This is a genomic window from Falsiroseomonas sp. HW251 (genome assembly GCF_050563545.1).
Taxonomy (GTDB): Bacteria; Pseudomonadota; Alphaproteobacteria; order Acetobacterales; family Acetobacteraceae; genus Falsiroseomonas.
This window is the reverse complement of the sequence record NZ_JBNXUM010000016.1, coordinates 80665-100629: the sequence shown is the minus strand read 5'-3', so window position 1 is coordinate 100629 and position 19965 is coordinate 80665. Positions and strand designations below refer to the sequence as shown.

Annotated in this window: 18 protein-coding genes; 9 read left to right on the top strand and 9 right to left on the bottom strand. The window is 72.8% G+C overall.

Annotated features, from left to right (window positions below):
* Positions 1–134: 134 nt before the first annotated feature.
* The 5 genes from uppS to rpsB form a co-directional block, all read right to left on the bottom strand.
* Entirely contained in the window at positions 135–881 is a 747-nt protein-coding gene (uppS, locus tag ACLF3M_RS19670) for a polyprenyl diphosphate synthase (protein WP_430658743.1), read from the bottom strand.
* Between the two features lie 26 nt (positions 882–907).
* A complete protein-coding gene (gene frr / locus ACLF3M_RS19665) occupies positions 908–1480 on the bottom strand; it encodes a ribosome recycling factor (RefSeq protein WP_430658668.1) in 573 nt (190 codons plus the stop codon).
* Positions 1481–1502: 22 nt separating this feature from the next.
* Positions 1503–2225, bottom strand: a complete 723-nt coding sequence (gene pyrH, locus ACLF3M_RS19660) for a UMP kinase (RefSeq protein ID WP_430658667.1) — start codon at positions 2223–2225, stop codon at positions 1503–1505.
* Between the two features lie 304 nt (positions 2226–2529).
* The gene (gene tsf, locus ACLF3M_RS19655; protein WP_430658666.1) at positions 2530–3438 is read right to left on the bottom strand and encodes a translation elongation factor Ts; all 909 of its coding nucleotides are present in this window, start codon (positions 3436–3438) and stop codon (positions 2530–2532) included.
* A 101-nt stretch (positions 3439–3539) separates the two neighbouring features.
* Positions 3540–4346 (bottom strand): 30S ribosomal protein S2, encoded by an 807-nt coding sequence (rpsB, locus tag ACLF3M_RS19650; RefSeq protein ID WP_430658665.1) that lies wholly within the window; start codon positions 4344–4346, stop codon positions 3540–3542.
* A 233-nt stretch (positions 4347–4579) separates the two neighbouring features.
* On the opposite strand from rpsB, the gene ACLF3M_RS19645 reads away from it, so the two are divergent.
* The 6 genes from ACLF3M_RS19645 to ACLF3M_RS19620 all read left to right on the top strand — a co-directional run bounded on the left by ACLF3M_RS19645 (position 4580) and on the right by ACLF3M_RS19620 (position 12058).
* Positions 4580–6838, top strand: a complete 2259-nt coding sequence (locus tag ACLF3M_RS19645; RefSeq protein ID WP_430658664.1) for a glycosyltransferase — start codon at positions 4580–4582, stop codon at positions 6836–6838.
* Positions 6835–7944 (top strand): glycosyltransferase family 4 protein, encoded by a 1110-nt coding sequence (locus ACLF3M_RS19640; protein ID WP_430658663.1) that lies wholly within the window; start codon positions 6835–6837, stop codon positions 7942–7944. Before ACLF3M_RS19645 ends, ACLF3M_RS19640 begins: the two co-directional genes overlap by 4 nt.
* Positions 7941–9677, top strand: a complete 1737-nt coding sequence (locus ACLF3M_RS19635) for a DUF6212 domain-containing protein (RefSeq protein WP_430658662.1) — start codon at positions 7941–7943, stop codon at positions 9675–9677. The genes ACLF3M_RS19640 and ACLF3M_RS19635 overlap by 4 nt, the downstream gene beginning before the upstream one ends.
* 219 nt (positions 9678–9896) lie before the next feature.
* Entirely contained in the window at positions 9897–10685 is a 789-nt protein-coding gene (locus ACLF3M_RS19630) for a hypothetical protein (protein WP_430658661.1), read from the top strand.
* A gap of 12 nt (positions 10686–10697) precedes the next feature.
* Positions 10698–11135, top strand: coding sequence for a phage holin family protein (locus ACLF3M_RS19625; RefSeq protein ID WP_430658660.1), 438 nt, complete (start codon positions 10698–10700; stop codon positions 11133–11135).
* Positions 11132–12058 carry a DUF3618 domain-containing protein gene (locus ACLF3M_RS19620; RefSeq protein ID WP_430658659.1) on the top strand — a complete coding sequence of 309 codons (927 nt, stop codon included), beginning with the start codon at positions 11132–11134 and terminating at the stop codon, positions 12056–12058. Before ACLF3M_RS19625 ends, ACLF3M_RS19620 begins: the two co-directional genes overlap by 4 nt.
* Before the next feature lie 78 nt (positions 12059–12136).
* Here the strand turns inward: ACLF3M_RS19620 and ACLF3M_RS19615 are convergent, their stop codons facing one another.
* The 4 genes from ACLF3M_RS19615 to cysN all read right to left on the bottom strand — a co-directional run bounded on the left by ACLF3M_RS19615 (position 12137) and on the right by cysN (position 16122).
* A complete protein-coding gene (locus ACLF3M_RS19615; RefSeq protein ID WP_430658658.1) occupies positions 12137–12358 on the bottom strand; it encodes a DUF3126 family protein in 222 nt (73 codons plus the stop codon).
* Positions 12359–12430: 72 nt separating this feature from the next.
* Positions 12431–13378 (bottom strand): glycosyltransferase family 2 protein, encoded by a 948-nt coding sequence (locus tag ACLF3M_RS19610; RefSeq protein WP_430658657.1) that lies wholly within the window; start codon positions 13376–13378, stop codon positions 12431–12433.
* Between the two features lie 77 nt (positions 13379–13455).
* Positions 13456–14253, bottom strand: a complete 798-nt coding sequence (locus ACLF3M_RS19605) for a hypothetical protein (protein ID WP_430658656.1) — start codon at positions 14251–14253, stop codon at positions 13456–13458.
* A gap of 3 nt (positions 14254–14256) precedes the next feature.
* Entirely contained in the window at positions 14257–16122 is a 1866-nt protein-coding gene (gene cysN / locus ACLF3M_RS19600) for a sulfate adenylyltransferase subunit CysN (protein WP_430658655.1), read from the bottom strand.
* Positions 16123–16307: 185 nt separating this feature from the next.
* On the opposite strand from cysN, the gene cysQ reads away from it, so the two are divergent.
* The 3 genes from cysQ (at position 16308) to ACLF3M_RS19585 (ending at position 19964) form a co-directional block, all read left to right on the top strand.
* Positions 16308–17093, top strand: a complete 786-nt coding sequence (gene cysQ, locus ACLF3M_RS19595) for a 3'(2'),5'-bisphosphate nucleotidase CysQ (protein ID WP_430658654.1) — start codon at positions 16308–16310, stop codon at positions 17091–17093.
* Between the two features lie 80 nt (positions 17094–17173).
* Positions 17174–18706, top strand: a complete 1533-nt coding sequence (locus ACLF3M_RS19590) for a hypothetical protein (protein ID WP_430658653.1) — start codon at positions 17174–17176, stop codon at positions 18704–18706.
* Complete coding sequence (locus ACLF3M_RS19585) at positions 18699–19964, top strand: glycosyltransferase (protein WP_430658652.1); 1266 nt, start codon at positions 18699–18701, stop codon at positions 19962–19964. Before ACLF3M_RS19590 ends, ACLF3M_RS19585 begins: the two co-directional genes overlap by 8 nt.
* Position 19965 lies beyond the last annotated feature (1 nt).

Here is a 19965-nt window from a genome sequence, read left to right as displayed (position 1 = left end):
CTCTCCACCAATCATGGGGGAGAGGGTTGGGTGAGGGGGAAGCGCGTGACGAAGAGGGCGTTGCTCATCGTCGTCGCCCTCCGCACCCAACCCTCTCCCCCCTGCGGGTGGAGAGGGCATTCGCGTCCGGCCCATCAGGCTGCGCGCGCCCCGAAACGCCGGTCGCGGCGGGAGAATTCGGTGACCGCATCGGCCAGGTGCGCCGCGCCATAGTCCGGCCAGAGCACGTCCTGGAAGACGAACTCCGCATAGGCGGCCTGCCAGAGCAGGAAGTTGGAGATCCGCTGCTCGCCGGAGGTGCGGATGATCAGGTCGGGATCTGGCATCCCCGCCGTGCCGAGGAAGCCGCCGAACATCCGCTCGTCCACAGCGTCGGCATCGAGTTCGCCGGCCGCCACGCGCCGCGCAATCTCCCGCGCCGCACTCGCAATCTCCGCGCGGCCGCCATAGGACAGCGCGACGTTCAGGTTGAGCCGCGTGCCCGACGCCGTCGCGGCCTCCGCCCGCTCGATGGCGCGCACGAGCTCCGGCCCGAATCGCTCGCGCTCTCCGATGACGCGGAGCCGCACGCCTTCCCGCACCAGACGCGCGACCTCCGTGTTGAGGTAGTGGCGCATCAGCAGGGTCAGGTCCTGCACCTCGTCCGGCGGCCGGCGCCAGTTCTCCGAGGAGAAGGCGAAGAGCGTCAGCCAGCCGATGCCGGCTTCGGCCGCGGCCTCGATGGCACGCCGCGCGGCCTCGGCGCCGGCCTTGTGGCCGAGCGCGCGCGGCAGGCCCCGGGCGGCGGCCCAGCGGCCGTTGCCGTCCATGATGATGCCGACATGACGCGGCACGGCAGTGGCCCCGCCGGCCGCGAGCGCCGGGTTCGCGGCTGCGCCCATCCCGTCCATGGCTGCGATCCGGACGATCAGCTCGTCTTGATGTCCTTTTCCTTCTCGGCCAGCGCAGCGTCGATCTGCTTGATGTGCGCGTCGGTCATTTTCTGCACCTCGTCGCTCCAGCGCTTCACGTCGTCCTGGCTGGCCTCGGACTTCTTGTCCTTTTCCCAGCCCTTCACGGTCTCCATCCCGTCGCGGCGCACGCCGCGCGTCGCCACGCGCGCGGCCTCGGCGTATTTCGCGGCGGTCTTGGCGAGCTCGTTGCGGCGTTCCTGGGTCAGCGGCGGCAGCGGCACGCGGATGACCTGGCCCTCCGCCATCGGGTTCAGCCCGAGGCCTGAATCGCGGATTGCGACCTCCACCTGCTTGGTGATGGAGCGGTCGAAGACCTGCACCGACAGCAGTCCCGGCCCGGCGACGGAGATGTTCGCGACCTGGTTCAGCGGCTGGTTGGTGCCATAGGCCTCGACGCGGATCGGCTCGAGCAGCGCGGGGCTCGCACGGCCGGTGCGCAGGCCCGCGAACTCCTTCCTCAGCGTCTCCATCGCGCCATCCATGCGGCGCTGCAGGTCGGCCTTCAGCGTCGGAAAATCGGCGGGCATGCCGTTCTTTCCCCCGTTCTTCTCATGGGTCGATCACGGTTGTGAACTTCCCCTCGCCCTTCATCACGGCGGTGAAGCTGCCGGGCTCGTGGATGTTGAACACGACGATGGGAAGCTTGTTCTCACGCGCCAGGCTGATCGCGGCGGCGTCCATCACCGCGAGATCGCGCGCGAGCATGTCTAGGTAGGTGAGCGTGACATAGCGCTCGGCCTTCGGGTTCTTGCGCGGGTCGGCGGAATAGACGCCATCCACCTGCGTGCCCTTCAGCAGCGCATCGCAGCCCATCTCGGCCGCGCGCAGCGCCGCCGCGGTGTCGGTGGTGAAGAACGGGTTGCCCGTGCCGGCCGCGAAGATCACGACGCGGTTCTTCTCCATGTGCCGGATGGCGCGGCGGCGGATGAAGGGCTCGCAGAGGCTCGCCATGTTGATCGCGGACTGCACGCGGGTGTGCACGCCGACCTTCTCCAGCATGTTCTGCATCGCCAGCGCGTTCATCACCGTCGCCAGCATGCCCATGCCGTCGGCCTGGGCGCGGTCCATCCCGGCGGAGGCGCCGGCGATGCCGCGGAAGATGTTGCCGCCGCCGATCACCAGGCAGACCTGCACCCCGAGGTTCACGACGTCGCGGATGTCGGTCGCGATCTGGTTCAGCGTCTTGAGGTCGAGACCATAGTCGCGCGCACCCATCAACGCCTCGCCGGAGACCTTGAGCAGCACGCGCCTGTAGCGGGGGGTCTCGGTCATCGGGGCTCCAGAGGGGACGGCCGGACGCGCTTCCGGACGGCGCGGAACATAGGCGCGGGGTTGTGGCAACGGCAAGGCACGCGGGCACGACGGGGGCGCACGGGCACCGGCCCGGAATCAACGACTTGAAGCGCCCACGAGCACGAAGCTTGCCCCGTCCCGCTGCGCGATTTCCCTCCGCCGCGAGCGGGGGAGGGTCAGGGTGGGGGTCAGCGGCGCATCGGCCCGTATCGCGCGACTCGGGGCGAAGGGGCCGCTGACCCCCTCCCCGGCCCTCCCCCGCGTGCGGGGGAGGGAGTGAGGCTCACCCCTTCGACATCGCGGCCACCTCGGCCGCGAAATCGGTGGTCTCCTTCTCGATGCCCTCGCCGAGCTTGAAGCGACCGAAGCCCGTCAGCTTGCCGCCGGCCTTGGACACGATCTGCTTCACGCGGCTCTCGCCGTCATGCACCCAGACCTGCTCGAGCAGCACCACTTCCTCGTAGTACTTGCGGATCCGGCCCTCGATCATCTTCTCGATGATGGCGGGCGGCTTGCCCGACGCGGCGGCCTGCTCGCGCAGCACGTTCTTCTCGCGCTCGAGCTCCGACGGCTCGACGCCCGTGATGTCGAGCGCCGTCGGGCTGGTCGCCGCGACATGCATGCCGACCTGGCGGCCGAGCGCTTCCATCGCCTCGAACTCGTTCGCGGCTTCCAGCGCGACCAGCACGCCGATCTTGCCCAGACCCGGCTTCACCGCGTTGTGAACATAGGTCGCGACCACGCCCGACGGGACGTGCAGCACCTTGGCGCGGCGGATCGTCATGTTCTCGCCGATGGTGGCGATCAGCTGCGTCAGCTCATCCTGGGTGGTGTGCATCTTGCCCGGGAACTTCGCGGATTTCAGCTTCTCCACGTCCTCGCCGACGGACAGCGCGAGGCCTGCGACTTCCGCGACGAAGGCCTGGAACAGCTCGTTGCGCGCGACGAAGTCGGTCTCGGCATTCACCTCGACCATCGCAGCCACGTTCGGACCGGATGCGACGCCGATCAGGCCCTCGGAGGCCACGCGCCCGGACTTCTTCGCCGCGGCGGAGAGGCCCTTCTTCCGCAGCCAGTCAATCGCGGCTTCCATGTCCCCGCCCGACTCAACCAGCGCCTTCTTGCAGTCCATCATGCCCGCACCGGTGCGCTCGCGCAGTTCGCGCACCATGCCCGCGGTGATCTCGGCCATCTTCGTCACTCCCGATCAGGTCGGTCCAATGCAGTCGGGCCGAGGCGCCATGCCCCGGCCCGTGAAGGTCGCGCAGGCGGGGCCCTTTGGCCCCGTCGCCGTCACTCCGCGGCCGGCTGCTCCGCCGGCGCCTCGACAGGCGCCACCTCGGCGGCCACGTCCGGCAGCGCCTCGGCCGGGAGTTCCTCCAGCGCGCCGATATCGGCGCCCGAGGACGACATCGCGCCCGCCAGGCCGTCCAGCACCGCGCCGGAGACCATGTCGCAGTAGAGGTGGATGGCGCGGATCGCGTCGTCGTTGCCCGGGATCGGGTAGGCGATGCCCTTGGGGTCGGCGTTGCTGTCCACCACGGCCACGACCGGGATGCCGAGCTTGTTGGCTTCCTCGATCGCCAGCTTCTCCTTCACCGTGTCGATGACGAAGATGATGTCCGGCAGGCCGCCCATGTCCTTGATGCCGCCGAGCGCGCGGTCGAGCTTCTCCTTCTCGCGCGTCAGCATCAGGACCTCCTTCTTGGTCAGGCCCTGCACGTCGCCGCCGAGGCGCTCCTCCATCTGCTTCAGGCGCTTGATGCTGCCCTGGATGGTCTTCCAGTTCGTCAGCATGCCGCCGAGCCAGCGGTGGTTCACGTAGTACTGGCCGCAGCGCGCCGCGGTCTCCGCGACGTATTCGGCCGCGGCCTTCTTGGTGCCGACCATCAGCACGCGGCCGCCGCCCGCGACGACGTCGCGGATGGCGCGCAGCGCGCGGTCCATCATCGGCACGGTCTGCTGCAGGTCCAGGATGTGGACCTGGTTGCGGACGCCGAAGATGTAGGGCGCCATCCGGGGGTTCCAGCGGCGCGTGTGGTGGCCGAAATGGACGCCGGCCTCGAGCAGGCCGCGCAGCGTGACGTCGGGCATCGCCATGGGCGAAGTTCCTCGCTTCCAGAGTGGTCCGGTTGAGCCTCCGCGGCGCCATCCCCGACCTTGAAGTGCGGGAGGAGGACCGGACCCTTTCGACCCCGAGAGGCTGGAAGGGTGCACCGCGTGCGGATTTACCGGCGCAAGGTCTCCCCGGCGCCGGCGGGCGGCTTATGGGCCTACGCGGGCGGAATGGCAAGCTTATCGCAACCCCGGCCAGGGTTTATCCTGTCGGCCGGATGCGCGTCCTGGTCGTCTCCCCCACCCCGACTCACCCGCAGGACGCCGGCAACCGGGCGCGGATCCATGCCGTGCTGTCGGCGCTCAAGGCGGCCGGCCATTCCATCCATCTCTGCCTCCTGATGCGGGAGAACCCCTCGGCGGAGGCGCTGGCCGCCATGCGCGCGGCCTGGGACCAGGTGTTCGAGGTCCCGCACGACCGCGCGAAGGAGGCCCGCAGCCTCGGCGAGGTCAATGCCCTGGATGACTGGATCCTGCCGGAAACTGAGGCAGCCTTTGCCGTGCTCGCCGCGCGGCAGCCCGGCTTCGACCTGGTGCTGGTGGAATATGTCTTCCTCTCCCGCGCCTTCGACTTCTTCCCCGGTGCGGTGAAGGTGCTCGACACCCATGATCTTTTCGCCGGGCGGGCAGAGCGGCTGGCCGTGCTCGGCCTCGAGAACCGCTTCTTCGCGACGATAGAGGCCGAGGAGACGCGGGGCCTCGACCGCGCCGACCTGGTGCTGGCGATCCAGGCGGAGGAGGCTGAGGCGTTCCGGGCGCGGACGAGGGCGGTGGTGACGACGCTCGGCCACCTGCCCTGGGACGACCGCCCGCCCCTGGCGTCCCGGATCGCCCCCTGGCCGGTGACGATCGGCTATCTCGGCAGCGCCAATCCCCTCAACACCCGCGCGCTTGGCCGCTTCCTGGGGGCGCTGGACCTCGGCCGCCTCGACGCGGATGGAGGCGAGGTCGCGGTCGCCGGGGCGGCCGGGCGGGGGCTGACGGAACAGCCGGGCCTGCGGCTGCTGGGCCCGGTCGCGGACGCCGACGCGCTCTATGCGGAATGCGACATCGTCGCCAACCCGCACGAGGGCGGCACGGGTTTGAAGATCAAGACGGTCGAGGCGCTGACCCGCGGCCGGCCGGTGATCGGCACGGCGGAGGCCTTTGCCGGCCTGCCCGCCGAGGCGCCCTTCCACCGCTGTGCCGACGCGGCGGAGGTCGCCCGCGTCGCGCAGGACTGCATCGCGGACCCGTCGCGGCGGACGGCGGTGGAAGCGGCTTCCGGCGCGCTCGCCGCCCGCTATCGTGCCGAGGTGTCGTCGCAGCGCGCGGCCCTCGGCTCGCCTTCGGCGCTGGCACGGCTGCTGGACCCGCCGCGGCTGCTGCTCGTCACCGACGTGCCGTTCTGGGAGGCGCGCCTCGGCAACCACCAGCGGATCGCGTCGCTGGCCCGCGCCGCGCGGCGCGCGATGGACCTCGACCTCTTCTTTTGCGCGCCGCTGACGGAGGACGAAAGGGCCGCCGCCCAGGCCGTGCTCGGCCCCCGCGCGCGGATCTCCGCCGCGACGCCGGAGGAGCCCGCCGATCCGCCGCACGGCCTGACGCCCTTCGAGCGTGCGCGCTTCGACGGCGCGGTCTTCGCAGCGCTGCGGCGCCACCTGGCCGCGCATCCGCCGCGCGCCGTCCTGATCGAATACGTCCGCCTGTCCTGGCTGCGTCGCGCGGCGGACGGGACGACGCCGGCGATCCTTGACACGCATGACGTGATGTCGCTTCGCGCCGCCAATTTCCGGCATTTCGGGCGCGAGCATTTCCTCGAGATCACGACCTCCGAGGAACTGCGGATCCTCGACGGCTTCGACCTGGTGTTGGCGATCCAGCCGGAGGAGGCGCGCTGGCTCGACGCGCTGCTGCCCGGCAAGGTCCTACTGGCGCCGCATGCGCTGCTGGCGCTGCCGCGCGCGACCGGTTCGGGCGGGGCGCGCATCGGCTTCCTCGGGGGCGACAGCCCGATGAACCGCGACGGGCTGCACTGGCTGCTGGAGCAGGTCTGGCCGGAGATCGCCCCGCTCGGCGCCGAACTCCATGTCGCGGGCGGGATCTGCGCGTCGGTCGCGCCGGCGCCGGGCCTTGTGCTGGATGGCGAGGTCACCGACCAGCACGCCTTCCTCGGCACGCTCGACATCGCGGTGAACCCCGTCTTCTTCGGTGGCGGGCTCAAGATCAAGACGGTGGAATACCTCGCCCACGGCCTGCCCAGCGTGCTGACCGCGGAAGCGCTGTTCGGCGTCACAGGCGGCACGGACGAGGCCTATCTGCTGGCGGAGAACCGCGACGCTTTCGTCCGCCATCTCGCCGCGCTGCTGCGCGACGGCGACATGCGTGCGCGGATCGGCACCGCCGCGCAGGCCTTCGCACGGCGGCACTTCGGCGCCGATGCGCTCGATCCCGCGATGCGCGCCATCGCCGCGCTGGCCCGCGCGACGCCGGCATGAGGGCGCAGCGCCTTTCGCGCCTGCTGGCCCTGCTGCCCTCGACGCGGATGGGCGGGACCGAGCGCCACACCGCCGAGCTTTGCGCCCGCATTGCCGCGCGCACCGGCATGGCGGTGGACCTCGCGGCCGAGCCCGCGCTGCACGAGGCGCTGTCGCGCCTGCTGCCGGGCGGCGTCGCGCTGCACGAGGCCGCGCTCGGCGATCGCGCGCGGCAGGACGCGGAAACCAGGCGTCTTCTGGCAACGCTGCGCCCCGACGCCGCCTATGCCGCCCTGCCCTGGCCCGACGCGGCGGACGGCATCCTGCCCGCGCTCGCCGGCCTGCCGCGGACGGTGCTGCTGCATCTCGCCCCGGAGGCGCCGGCGCCCGAGACACCGCCCGCGCTGGCACTGGACGGCGCGGTCGTCGCCGCCGTCTCCGCCCCCGTTGCGCGCCGTGCAGAGCGGGCGTGGGGTCTCGCGTCCGGATCCGCCGTCGTGCTGCCCAACCCCGCGCCGCGCCCACGCCCGCATGACCGCGGCATCGCCCGGGCGACGCTACGGGGCGGGCTCGGCCTCGCGCCCGACCAGCCGCTGCTGCTCTTCGTCGGCCGGCTCGAGGAAGCGAAGGGCGCCGACATGCTGCCCGACATCTGCGACCGCCTGCCGCTGACCATCGCGATCGGCGGCGACGGGCCGATGCGCGCCGAGCTCGACGCCGTCGCGGCCGGCGATCCGCAGGGGCTGATTCGGATGCTCGGGCCGCTCGCCGATCCCTCGCCCTGGTTTCGCGCGGCGGACCTGCTGCTGATGCCGTCCCGCCTGGAAGGCGCGCCGCTGGTCTTCCTGGAAGCCGCCGCGTATCGCCTTCCCGTCGTCGCAACCACCGCCGCGCTGGAAGCCCTCGGCGAGGACGCGCCGCGGCTTGCCCGCATCGCCGCCGCCGACACCGCGTCGGGCATGGCGGAGGCGATCCGCGCCGCGCTGGACGACCCCGACGGCACCGCCGCACGCGTGGAGGAAGCCGCCGCCTTCGCCGCGCGCCAGGACTGGGACCGCACGGCGGCGCAGGCGCTCGGCCTGCTGCGCGCCGCCATGCTCGCCGACGGCGGAGCCGCGGCGGCATGATCGGGCTGCGCATCACGGCCGACGCGCTGGCCGAGATCGAGGCCGGCGCTCCCGCCATCGTGCTCGGCCCCGGCATGCCCGCGCCGCCCGCACCGATCCTCTCGCTCGAGCTGCGCGATGGCGTGCTGGCGCGGCCGGGCGGATCCACCGCGCGGCAATTGCCGCTGCCGGACCGGGCACGGCCGCAGGCGCTCCTCGCCACGCCGGACGACGCCGCGGCGCTGCTGCCGCTGCTGCCGGCCGGGCTTCCCGTCGCAGGCGATGCCGCCTCGCTCGCCGGGATCTTGGCCGCCGCGCTTGGCCAGGTCCGGAAAGCAGCGCTTGCCGCTGAAGCAGAGCGCGACCTGCTGCGCCGAGCTCTCGGCGATGCCGAGCCATGCGCGACCAGCGTGCTGGACCGGCCGCCCGATCTCGGCAACGCCGAGCCGCCCCTGGCTGTGGCGCTCGGCCGCGCCGCCGAGGGCCTTTGCGGCATCGCGCTTCACGTCGCCCATCCCGGGCGCGGCGGCCTGCTGGTGCGGCTCCTCGCCGGCGAGACCCTGCTCGGCCGCTGGCTCGTGCCGGAGGGCGCGACCGCCCCGGGCTGGCTGGCGCTCGACCTGCCGGAACCCGCGCCGCCCGGCCCCGCCGAGGCGCGCATCGACATCCTGGCCGAGGGCCCCGACCCGCCGCGCCTGTCGCTCGCCGCCGAGGCCCCTGCCCTGCGCGCGCTGACAGCGCCAGCCGGCTGGTCGCTGCTGCCGCAGCATTTCGACTGGGCGTCCCGCGGCGCCCGCCTGCCCGCGCTGCCGATGCCGCTGCCCGCCGCCGTGCTGCAGGCTGCCGAGGTGCAGGGCGCCGTGGCGAGCCTTGTCGGCCTCGGCGAGGAAGCGCCGCGCCTGCTGCTGGACCTCGCGCCCGGTGCCGACGCCACGGTCGCCTTCCCTCCGGTCGCGCCGGGCCCGGCCGACCTGCTGCGCGCGCGCCTCGCGTTGCGCCGGGGTGAGGGCGTCGAAGCCGCGCTGGCGGTGGCGGATCGCTCGACCCTCCCGCGCGCGCTCGCCGCCGAGGACGAGGTCGCCCTGCCCTTGCCGCCGGCCGCGATGGTCAGCATCACGCTGGTGCTGCGCAACCCTTGCACGCGGCCCGCGGCAGTGGAGATCACCGCCCTGGCGCTGCAGGCCGGTGCTGCCGGCGAGCCGCAGCGCCTGCCCGTCGCACCGCCCGCGGCCGCGGCGCCGCGACCCGGCATCCTCCCGGCCCTGCCGCCGGCGCCGCCGCGCTCCGCCGCGCCGATGCGGATCGCCGCGCCGGCCGGCTACACCGCATTGCGCGTGCACCAGCATCTCCTCGGCGCCAACGGGGCCTATCGCCATCTCGACATCGGGCTCGTCGCGCTGTCCGCGGGCGACGCGCTCTGGCGGCGCGCGCGCTTCAAGCTGTTCGACCGGCGCGGCGTGGTCGGCCTGGAATTCCGTGAGGCCGCGGGCTGGCCCGCCATGTTCGGGATCTGGCCCGAGGGCGGCCGCGACCAGTACGGCCGCTTCTGGCGCGTGGAAACGGAGGACATATCGGCCTCGCTCCGCGCGCTTGCCCCCGGGCGCGACCGCGCCTTCGTGGCGGCCGTGCTGGAAGTGCTGCCCGGCGTCGCCCTGCGCGCCGCCGCGGAAGCCGGGCTCGGCACCGCCGACGCCGAGGCCTGGGTCGCGCGCGCCCGGCGCCTGGCCGCCGCAGTCGCCACCAGCGAAGGCTGACGTAGCGGCGCCGGAATGGCGCATGCCGTATCGAACCCGAGGCGTGGTCCCGCCGTTGTGCCCGCGATGCGCCATGCGGCGCGAGCCCGCGATCGGCCCGGATGTGCTCACCGAAAGGGGCACGTCGGGCCGTGAATCGCCGGGCCAGGAAACAGCGGATCCGCACCGGGCCGACGGCAGTCGGCCCGGTGCGTATCGAGCCAGCACGGAGCGGCAGCCATGAGCGACCCGACCAACCCCTTCGCGTCCGAACGCCAGGGCACCGGCACGACCGGCAGCGGCACGCGCAGCAGCACGGGCAGCACCTCGGCCAGCGCCGGAGAGACGCTGCGCGAAGGTGCGCGCCAGGTGCGCGACGCCGCGTCCTCCGCGGCGGAACAGGCGAAGTCTGCTGCGGAACAAGCGAAGCATGAAGCCACGGGGCTGCTCGACACCGCGAAGGAACGCGCGGCCGGCGTCGCAGAGGAAGGCCGTCGCGCCGGCGCCGAGCAGGCGCAGGGCATCGCGCGCGCCGTGCATCGCGCCGCCGACGAACTCGACCGCGACAGCCCGACGGTCGCGCGTATGCTGCACGATGCCGCGGGGTCCATCGACGGCATGGCCCGCGCGCTGCGCGAGCAGAGCCCCGGCGAGATGATGCGCGGCGCCGAGCAATGGGCGCGTCGCCAGCCCTATGTCTTCTTCGGCGTCGCGGCGCTCGCCGGCTTCGCGCTGGCGCGCTTTGCGCGGTCCTCCGCGAGCCAGGCCGGCTCCTACCGCACGCAGGGCTACGGCGGCGGCTCACAGGGCATGGGCCATGGTCGCGTAGGCGCCATGCCCGGCGCGCCGAGCGCGGGGCACGAGGTCGGCGGCGCGACCGGCGCGCCGGGCTGGGTCGCGGATGAGAGCGGAACGCCCCGCCCCGCCACCATGGCTGCGGCGAGCCTCGGCGGCGCCGCGGCGCAGCGCCCGTCGGGAACGACCGGCGGCACCGGCGGCGTCGCGGGCGGCCCCGGCAGCACGGGCTGAGGAGGCGCGGCGATGTCCTCGCAATACGACCCGAACCGCTACGAGCCTGCACGTCCCGTCAACGACGACGCGCGGAGCGTGCCGCAGCTCATCGGTGACATGGTCACCGAGCTGTCCAACCTCTTCCGCAAGGAAATCCAGCTGGCCCGCGCTGAGATGGGCGAGAACATCAGCGAGGCCACCGGGGCCATCCCCGGCATGGCTGGCGGCGCCGCGCTCGCCTTCGGCGGGCTGATCCTGCTGCTCATGGCGCTCGCTGCGCTGGTCTCCCGTCTGCTCGATCTTCCAGCGGGCTGGGGGCTGCTAATCGTCGGCCTCGTCGCCGCGTTGGCGGGCTATGGGCTGATCCGTGGCGGGATGTCGAAGCTGAAGGCGACCAATCTAACGCCAACCCGCACCGCCGAGCAGCTCTCGCGCGATGCCCAGGCCGCGAAGGACCAGGTGACATGAGCAGCAGCACCAATCCCGGCGACCGTTCGGCCGACGAGATCGAGCGCGACGTCGAGCGCAGCCGCGCCCGCCTGGTCGGCACCGCGGAGGAACTGAAACAGCGTGTCTCGCCGGGCAACGTGGCGGACCAGGCGATGGAATGGCTGAGAGGGTCGGGAGGAACGCAATTCATGAGCAATCTCGGTACGACGCTGCGCGACAACCCCATGCCGGTCCTGCTGATCGCAGGCGGCATCGCCTGGCTGGCGATGAGCGGACGGTCGGATTCGCGCGGCTGGAGCGACGGCGGCAGCACGCGCTGGCGCGGCGCCTATGGCGGGGAGGACATGGACGACGGCCCATCGCTCTCGGCCCGCGCAGGCGAGGTCGCGTCCTCGGTGCGAGAGACCGCGGGATCGGCCTGGGAGTCCGCGAAGGAGACGGTGCGTTCCGCGACGGGCTCCGTGACCTCCGCCGCGCAGGACGCGGCCTCGGCCGTCACCGGCGCGGCGCAACGCGCGGGCGAGGCGATCGGCGCGACCGGGCGGAGCACCGGCTATCGCGCCGCGCGTCTCGGCGACACCGCGGATGACTACGGCCGCGGCTTGATGGACGCCTTCGAGCGGCAGCCCCTTCTGTTCGGGGCGCTGGGGCTCGCGGTCGGCGCAACGCTGGGTGCGATCTTCCCGCCGACGGAGGCGGAGAACCGGCTGATGGGCGAGACGCGCGACCAGGTGGCCGATCGCGTCTCCGACCTCGCGGAGGACGCCTATGGCCAGGCGCGCGAAAGTCTCGGCGAGGTCGCGGGCGGGCTGAAGGAGGCGGTCGCGCGGACTGCCGAGCAGGTCACCGGCGCGGCGTCATCGGCGGGGACAGCGCAAGGCGGGTCTGCCACCGGCGTGCCGCCCGCGAAGTCGGGGCCGGAGGGGCGCGGGCCGGTATAGGCCCGGCCCAGGCCGTCCCTCCCCGCGCAAGCGGGGCGGGATGGCCTGACCCTCCCCCGCCAGGGGGGAGGAAAGCGTCTACTTCCTCGCTGCCGGCAGGTCCTCCTCCAACACCGTGATGTGCACGGCGTAGGAGACCTCGCCCTCCTCGTCGTCGCGGTGCACCGTGCCGATGACCTCGTCGTTCACCGACAGCTCGACCGACATCCCCTTCCGCGCCGGCGGCACCAGCGTGACGCGGTCCGAGCCGAGGATGCGGCGCAGATAGGCCTGCACGCGGGCAATGTCGGTGGGTGTCATCTCGGGGTCACTCCGCTCTGCTCCCCGCCCTATGCACCCACGGGCCGGCGGGGTCGAGAGAGGCGCCGGGCCTCAAGCCACGATGCGCCGCCGGGCCGCCCCGGCCACGACACGCAGGTCGGTCGCCAGCCGCCGCGGCCAGCGCCAGCGCGCCTGGGACAGCGCACCGAGCCATCGCCCGTCCAGCGCGGCCTCGGCGACCGCCATCCCGTCCAGCACGTCCTGCCGCTCGGCCGCCAGCGACGCGGCCTCCCGGTCGCCGAGGGAGATTGCGACATGGGCGATCCGCCGGTTGGCGGCGGCCTGGGCGGCCGCGAGGCCCGGCCTGCGGGACACGCTGCCGGTGCGCAGCCGATAGACGTAGTAGGCCTCGGCCGCGAGCATGAAGCGCGCCCCGGCCGCCACGCAGTCGAACAGGAAGGCGAGATCCTCGCTCGCCGGAAGGTTCTCGTCGTAGCCAATGGCGTGGCGGCGCAGCAGGTCGCGCCTGATCAGCGGCTGTGCATAGCCGATCGCGCGCGGCGGTGCGTCCGGCGCACCCGGCCGGTCGCGGCGCAGGATTTCGGCCAAGCCGATCGGCTTCATGGAGGCGGCGGCCGCGCCGAAGTGCCGGCCGAGCGGCAGGCCCGTGTCGAAATCAACGCGCAAGAGGTCGTCCGCCAGCAGGTCGGCGTTGAGCCGTTCCGCCAGCGGCACCAGCCGCCCCAGCCGGTCCGGCAGGAAGAGGTCGTCGGCGTCGAGCAGCGCAATCCAGCGCCCGCGCGCCTGGCGGAAGGCGAGGTTGCGCGCCGCCGCCGGCCCGCCCGCGACGGCACGCCGCAGCGGCCGGATGCGCCGGTCCTCCGCCGCGAAGCCGGTCAGCAGCGGCCAGGTGGAATCCCGGGAGCCGTCGTCCACGACCAGGATCTCGAGATCCTGCAGCGTCTGGTCCTGCGCCGAGCGCAGCGCCGCCGGCAGGAAACCGGCGGCGTCGCGGGCGGGGATGACGACGGAAACAATGGGTTCGACGCTGCTCGGCATGGCGCGCCAACGCCGCCACGGGGAGGCGGGTTTCTGCACCGCAGCAACGATCCGGGCATGCGCCGGGACCACCGCGCTCAGGCCAGGAAGGCCGCGAGATCCCTCCCGATCGCCCGCCAGCCCGGCGCGACGGCATCGTACAGCGCGGCGTCGATCGCGTTGTCCGCGCGAATGCGGGTGACGATCTCCGGTGTCAGCGCCTCGTCCGGCGCATCGCGATTGACGTTCTCCCGCAGCGTGGGATCCGACGCCTCGCCGATCAGCGCGGTCAGCGCGCGGAAGGACAGCGCGTACATCTCCTGCAGGCCGACGAAGGCGTAGGTGCGCAGCAGGTAGTCCGCGCATTCCTCGGGGTCCCGGCCCGCGAGAACCGCGGGCGCGATCAGGTGCTGCGCCGCCTTGTTCCGGTCCCCCTTGAAGTCGAGATAGGCTGGCAGGTCCGGGTACTTCGCCTTGAACTGCTCATGCGGCGGATGCTTGGGCGAGCGCTGGTAGCGGTAGTCCGACAGCACGCGCTCCACGGGGTCGCGCAGGAAGGTGAAGAAGCGCGCCTGCGGCAGCATGGTGCGCATCTCGGCGACGTGTCGGCCCATCAGGTGCCCGGTCGCGAAGCGCGCGGCCGCGGCGGGCCCTGCAAGGAAGGCCTTGACGGCGTCGTCCATCTTGTCGCGGAACAGACGCGTCATGTCTGTGTAGTCCACGACGATGTCCACGGCCGGCGCTAGGCGCCGCACCAGCTCGCCCCGCAGCGACGATCCCGCGGTCTTCGGGACATGGACGAAGATCAGCGCACCGTCGCCGAGCGCCGCGGCGCTGAAGTACGCGTCGAAGCGGCCGGCCAGCAGCAGTTCCATGGGGCGGCGCGCGGCGTCCATCGTTCAGCCCTCGATCAGCCCGCGGACATGCGCCAGCACGAGCTCGGCCGCCTGTTCCGGCGTGCGGCCGACGGTGTCGAGGCGCAGCTCCGGCGCCTCCGGCGGCTCGTAGGACGAGGACACGCCGGTGAAGTTCTGGATCGCGCCGCGCATCGCCTTCGCGTAGAGCCCCTTGGGATCGCGCCTGATGCATTCCTCGATCGGCGTATCCACGAAGACCTCGATGAACTCGCCCTGCTGCATGAGCTCGCGCACCATCCGCCGCTCCGCGCGGAAGGGCGAGATGAAGCTGCAGAGCACGATGAGCCCGGCATCCACGAAGAGCTTCGCAACCTCGCCCACCCGGCGGATGTTCTCCACGCGGTCCTGGTCGGTGAAGCCGAGGTCGCGGTTCAGCCCGCCGCGCAGATTGTCGCCGTCGAGCGAATAGGTGTGCCGCCCATCCGCATGCAGCGCCTGCTCCACCAGCTTGGCGATGGTTGACTTGCCGGAGCCCGACAGGCCCGTGAACCACAGCACCAGCGGCTTCTGGTGGTCCAGCGCCGCGCGCGCAGCCTTGTCCACCAGGAAGTGCTCGGCATGGATGTTTGTCGCGCGTCGCAGCGCGAACTGCACCATCCCCGCCGCGGCCGTGCGGTTGGTGTAGCGGTCCACCAGGATGAAGCCGCCCGTCGCGCGGTTGTCGGCATAGGCGTCGAGCGGCACGCGGCCGGCCAGCGAGAGGTTGCACACCGCGATTTCGTTCAGCTCGAGGCGCTTGGCCGGTTGCTGCTCCAGCGTGTTGACGTCCACGCGGTGCTTGATCGCGGTGACCGAGGCCTGGGTCCACGTCGTCCCGAAGCGCGCGAGGTACTGCCGGCCCGGCAGCATCGCCTCTTCGTCCATCCAGAGGACATGCGCGGCAAGCTGGTCCGCGACCTCAGGCCGGTCGGCGAGCGGAGCGAGGACGTCGCCGCGCGCGACATCCACCTCGTCGGCGAGGCAGATCGTCACCGCCTCGCCGGCGCCGGCGGCCTGCTGGTCGCCATCCGGGCCAAGGATGCGCGCGACACGGCTCTGCCGGCCCGACGCCGCGACAACCACGCCGTCGCCCACCGCGATCCGCCCGGAGGCGACGGTGCCTGCGACGCCGCGGAAATCCAGGTCCGGCCGGTTCACCCATTGCACGGGAAAGCGGAAGGGCTTGCCGGCGGCCTCGTGCTCGACATCCACGGCTTCCAGGTGCTGCAGCAGCGTCGGGCCGCGATACCACGGCGCGTTGCCGCTGCGCTCCGTCACGTTGTCGCCGAAGCGGGCGGAGACCGGAATGGGCGTCAGCGTCTGGAAGCCGAGGCCGGCCGCGAAGGTCGCCCAGTCGCCGACGATCCGGTCGAAAGTCGCCTCGTCCCAGTTCACCAGGTCCATCTTGTTCACGGCCAGCACGACATGGCGGATGCCGAGCAGCGAGCAGATGAAGGTGTGGCGGCGCGTCTGCGTCAGCACGCCCTTGCGCGCGTCGCAGAGGATGATGGCGAGGTCGGAATTCGACGCACCGGTCGCCATGTTGCGGGTGTACTGCTCGTGCCCCGGCGTGTCGGCAACGATGAAGCTGCGCCTCGGGGTCGCGAAGAAGCGGTAGGCGACGTCGATGGTGATGCCCTGCTGCCGCTCGGCCTCCAGCCCGTCCACCAGCAGGGCGAGGTCGACCTCCTCGCCCAGCGTGCCGTGCTTTCGGCTGTCCTTCTCGATGGTGGCCAGCGTGTCTTCCATGATCTGCCGCGACTCGAAGAGAAGCCGGCCGATCAGGGTGGACTTGCCGTCATCCACCGACCCGCATGTGAGAAAGCGTAGCAGCCCCTGCGACACCGCGCCGGGCGGATGCATGTCCATCGTCGTCGCCATCCTCTGTCGGCCGTCGCGATCGGGGCACGCGATCCCTTGAGGAATCGCTGCCCGGGTCCGGAAAATTCGGCGCGGCCGGGTGCAAGCGCAGCCGAGTTCGGCTATCCCACGGCCGAGCCGCGGGCCGCAAGATACGGCCCGTCCGGCGGCTGCCCGCCCTGCCAAGGACCGCGATGCCCGACCCCGCCGCCCTGCTGCCCCGCCTGGTGGAGATCGCCGCCGCGGCCGGGGCGCGCGTGATGGAGGTCCGCTCCCGCCCGCATGTAACGGGGACGAAGGACGACGGCAGCCCGCTCACCGAGGCGGACATCGCCTCGGAGCAGGTGATCGCCGCCGGCCTCGCCCGGGTCGCTCCCGACGTCGCGGTGGTGTCCGAGGAAGACCTGTCGAAGCCACCGCCGCCGCCGGGCGTGCCCTTCGTGCTGGTGGATCCGCTGGACGGGACGCGGGAGTTCCTGGGCGCAACGGGCGAGTTCACCGTCAACATCGCCCTGCTCATCGGCAACCGCCCGGCCTGCGGCGTGGTGTATGCCCCGGCGATCGGGCGGATCTGGACGGGCGTGAAGGGCACCGGCGCCGCGACGGGCGAGCTGACGCCGGGCCAGGATCCCGCCGCCATCGCCTGGCGGCCGATTCGCGCGCGGCCGCGCCCGAGCCAGGGCCTCGTCGCCGTCGCCAGCCGGTCGCATTCCGACGCCACCACGGAGACGTTCCTGATGCGCCTCGGCGTGTCGGAGCGGCGCTCGATGGGCTCCTCCATCAAGTTCTGCCTCGTCGCAGAGGGGCTGGCGGACGTCTATCCACGCTTCGGCGAGACCTTCGAATGGGACACCGCCGCCGGCCAGGCCGTGCTGGAAGCCGCCGGCGGCAAGGTCGAGACGCCGGAGGGCGCGCCCTTCGCCTATGGCAAGGCGCCGACCTTCCGCAACGGTCCCTTCATCGCCTGGGGAGCGGAATGAAGAGCTGCGGCCCACGCCGCGGTTGACAAGGCCGGCCCCGGCGCATCCTGTCGGCGGCGTCGCGCGCCAATTCGGAGGCCATGTCGGGGAAGCCGGTGCACGTCCATCTCGATGACACGCTGCAACTCGGCCTGGACGCCGTCGCGATGCTCTCGCCCGGGCGGATGATCGTCCTCGGCTGGATGGTCACGCCGCGCGGGGTGGAGACCGAGCTTTCGGTCGCCGGCGCCGCCGGCGAATGCAGGCTGCTTCACTGCAGCCACCACGACCGCCCCGATGTGCGCCCCTCCGAACCCCGCCTTGCGGGCGCGCGCGGCTTCGCGCTGCTCGCGGAGGTGCCGCCGAACCCCGCGGCGCTGGCGCTGACGCTCGCCGCCGGGCCGCTCCAGGTCGCGGCCGACCTGCTGGACGAGCGGGTCGGGACCGATCTCCTCGCCCCCATCGCGGACGAACGCGCCGGCATCGGCTTCGGCCTGCTGCGGACCGCGCGCGACGTGCCCGCCCTGCACTCGCTGCTGAGCCATCTCGGCCGGCCCTTCGGCGCCTTCGCGGACTGGCTGGCCGGCCTGCCCGCGCTGCGCGGCCGCGCCGAGGCGCTCGGCCCCGTCGCGGAGGCCGAGGCGCTCGCCACCGCCGCCGGCGAGGTCGTGGCCATGCTGCGCTTCCCCGGCGTGCTGCCGGCCGACGCCACGGTGGAAGCGGTCGCGATCGGCTGGCTCCGCGCCGCGAACGGCATCGCCGAGCCTGTCCCCCTGCCCTTCGCCGACGCCGAGGCCGCGCGCCTGCCCGCCGCGCTCGGCTTCTACGGCCGGATCGACCCGGCCGCGGTGGACCGGCTGCATGTGCTGGAGATCGTGCTGCGGGCCGAGACCGCGCCGGGCCAGGCGGTCTGCATACGCTGCCAGCCCGCCGAGGCCACGGTGCCGGTCGTCCTCGACCTCGCCTGCCGGACCACGGCGGCCTCGGTCGTCGTCCCGGTGGAGGCGATCGCCTCGGCCGGGCTGGAGTGGCTGCGCCGCCTCGTTGCGCGTCGCGAGGCCGCCTTCCTGCCGGTGCTGGACGCGCTGGCCGGGCCGGCGGGCGACAGCGCGGCGCTGCCGCGCCTGGCGTTAATACTCGGCGCCGACGACTCCGCTGCGGCCCGCCTGTTCCACGTCACGGCCGAGGCCATCGAGCAGCGCTGCGACCGCGTCGTCGTGATCGGCGCCGCCGCCGACGACACCGCCCAGGTCTTCGCCCGCCGCGGCCGCGTCGAGGTCCTGGTCGGCGTGGAGGCCGCCGCGGCCCTGCGGGATGCCGCGGGGCGCGCCGGCGTGCACGCCATCGACGCCGCCGCCTATGCCGCCGCGGTCATCGCCGGCGATCCCGGCACGGCCTTCGCCCGCCCGCTGCAGGCCGGCGAGACGGCGCGGCTGCTCGCCCTGCACGCCGCGGCGGGCTGCGCGCCGGAACTCACGGACAGCCTGCACCGCCTGCTGATCGCGCGGCGGGGCGGCCGCTTCGCGCCGATCCAGCGCGACTGGGCGAACCGCCATGCCGGGGAGATGGTGAACGCGCATCTCGAGCGGCTCTGGACCGCGACATCGGCGCCGAGGGAGGCCGCGCATGGCTGAGCCCGCCATCTGCATCCTCTCGCACTCGCATCCCGCCTTCTCCAAGGGCGGCGGCGAACTCGCCGCGCACCGCCAGACCGAGGCGCTGCGGAGCACCGGCCGCCGCGCGATCTTCGTCGCCGCGAACGAGGTCGGGACGGCCTATGCCGCGCAGCGCCCGATCGAGACGGTGATGCGGTTCGCCACCGACGAATGGGTCTACAGCTTCGCCGGCATGGCGAAGGACCTGCTGGGCTGGGACGACGCCTGGCAGCGCCGGCAGGTCGTGGACTTTCTCGCCGGGCTCGATGTCGGGGTCTATCACCTGCATCACTACTGGCGCGTCGGTCTCGATCTGATCGCCGACCTCATGGAGGCGCGGCCGGACGCGCGCTTCGTGATGTCGCTGCACGAGATGCTCGCGATCTGCATCCGCGACGGCCAGATGCTGAAGACGCGGGGGCGTGAGCTCTGCCGGCAGGAAAGCCCGCTGGAATGCCTGGCCTGCTTCCCGCAGGAGACGCTGGAACGGCTGGCCTTCCGCAAGGCCGCGATGCTGTCCGTCCTGCGGCGCTTCGATCACCTGGTCTATCCCAGCGCCTTCATCCGTGGACGCTACGAGGCCTGGGGACTTGCCGGGCGCCCCGCCAGCGTGATCGAGAACTACCTCGGCGAGGCCGCGATGGCCGAGCCGCGCGCCGCCGGTGATGCCGCGGTGCTGGCGCAGCGCTTCGGCTATTTCGGCACGGCCACGCCCTACAAGGGGCTCGACATCCTGCTACGCGCCCTGCCGCTGGCGCGCCGCGCGAACCCCGCCATCACCGTCACCGTCTTCGGCGCCGAGGCTTCCGACACGATCAAGATGTTTCCCGAGCTCGAGCCCCTGATCGCCGAGGCCGGGCCGTCCCTGACTTTCGCCGGCCGCTACGATTCTGCGGACGCGATCGCCCTGATGCGCGACGTCGGCTGGGTCGTCGTGCCCTCGATCTGGTGGGAGAACTCGCCCGTCGTGATCCAGGAGGCGAAGCGGGCCGGCACGCCGCTGATCGTCGCCGACATCGGCGGCATGGCGGAGAAGGTCGAGAACGGCGTGGACGGGCTGCATTTCCGGAGGGCGTCGCCGGTGGATCTGGCGCGCGCCATGGCCGAGGCCGCCGATCCCGCGCGCCGCGCCGCGCTGGCGACCAGCCTGCGCGACACGACGGGGCGCGAGACGTTTCTCCGCGCCCTGGACCGGGCCTTCGCCCCGCCGCAGCCCGACGCCCGCGCGGCGGAGTAGC

Excerpts from the sequence above, each read along its gene's own strand:
- uppS (WP_430658743.1), bottom strand. The coding sequence starts at position 881 with ATGGGCGCAGCCGCGAACCCGGCGCTCGCGGCCGGCGGGGCCACTGCC.
- frr (WP_430658668.1), bottom strand. The coding sequence starts at position 1,480 with ATGCCCGCCGATTTTCCGACGCTGAAGGCCGACCTGCAGCGCCGCATG.
- pyrH (WP_430658667.1), bottom strand. The coding sequence starts at position 2,225 with ATGACCGAGACCCCCCGCTACAGGCGCGTGCTGCTCAAGGTCTCCGGC.
- tsf (WP_430658666.1), bottom strand. The coding sequence starts at position 3,438 with ATGGCCGAGATCACCGCGGGCATGGTGCGCGAACTGCGCGAGCGCACC.
- rpsB (WP_430658665.1), bottom strand. The coding sequence starts at position 4,346 with ATGGCGATGCCCGACGTCACGCTGCGCGGCCTGCTCGAGGCCGGCGTC.
- ACLF3M_RS19645 (WP_430658664.1), top strand. The coding sequence starts at position 4,580 with ATGCGCGTCCTGGTCGTCTCCCCCACCCCGACTCACCCGCAGGACGCC.
- ACLF3M_RS19640 (WP_430658663.1), top strand. The coding sequence starts at position 6,835 with ATGAGGGCGCAGCGCCTTTCGCGCCTGCTGGCCCTGCTGCCCTCGACG.
- ACLF3M_RS19635 (WP_430658662.1), top strand. The coding sequence starts at position 7,941 with ATGATCGGGCTGCGCATCACGGCCGACGCGCTGGCCGAGATCGAGGCC.
- ACLF3M_RS19630 (WP_430658661.1), top strand. The coding sequence starts at position 9,897 with ATGAGCGACCCGACCAACCCCTTCGCGTCCGAACGCCAGGGCACCGGC.
- ACLF3M_RS19625 (WP_430658660.1), top strand. The coding sequence starts at position 10,698 with ATGTCCTCGCAATACGACCCGAACCGCTACGAGCCTGCACGTCCCGTC.
- ACLF3M_RS19620 (WP_430658659.1), top strand. The coding sequence starts at position 11,132 with ATGAGCAGCAGCACCAATCCCGGCGACCGTTCGGCCGACGAGATCGAG.
- ACLF3M_RS19615 (WP_430658658.1), bottom strand. The coding sequence starts at position 12,358 with ATGACACCCACCGACATTGCCCGCGTGCAGGCCTATCTGCGCCGCATC.
- ACLF3M_RS19610 (WP_430658657.1), bottom strand. The coding sequence starts at position 13,378 with ATGCCGAGCAGCGTCGAACCCATTGTTTCCGTCGTCATCCCCGCCCGC.
- ACLF3M_RS19605 (WP_430658656.1), bottom strand. The coding sequence starts at position 14,253 with ATGGACGCCGCGCGCCGCCCCATGGAACTGCTGCTGGCCGGCCGCTTC.
- cysN (WP_430658655.1), bottom strand. The coding sequence starts at position 16,122 with ATGGACATGCATCCGCCCGGCGCGGTGTCGCAGGGGCTGCTACGCTTT.
- cysQ (WP_430658654.1), top strand. The coding sequence starts at position 16,308 with ATGCCCGACCCCGCCGCCCTGCTGCCCCGCCTGGTGGAGATCGCCGCC.
- ACLF3M_RS19590 (WP_430658653.1), top strand. The coding sequence starts at position 17,174 with ATGTCGGGGAAGCCGGTGCACGTCCATCTCGATGACACGCTGCAACTC.
- ACLF3M_RS19585 (WP_430658652.1), top strand. The coding sequence starts at position 18,699 with ATGGCTGAGCCCGCCATCTGCATCCTCTCGCACTCGCATCCCGCCTTC.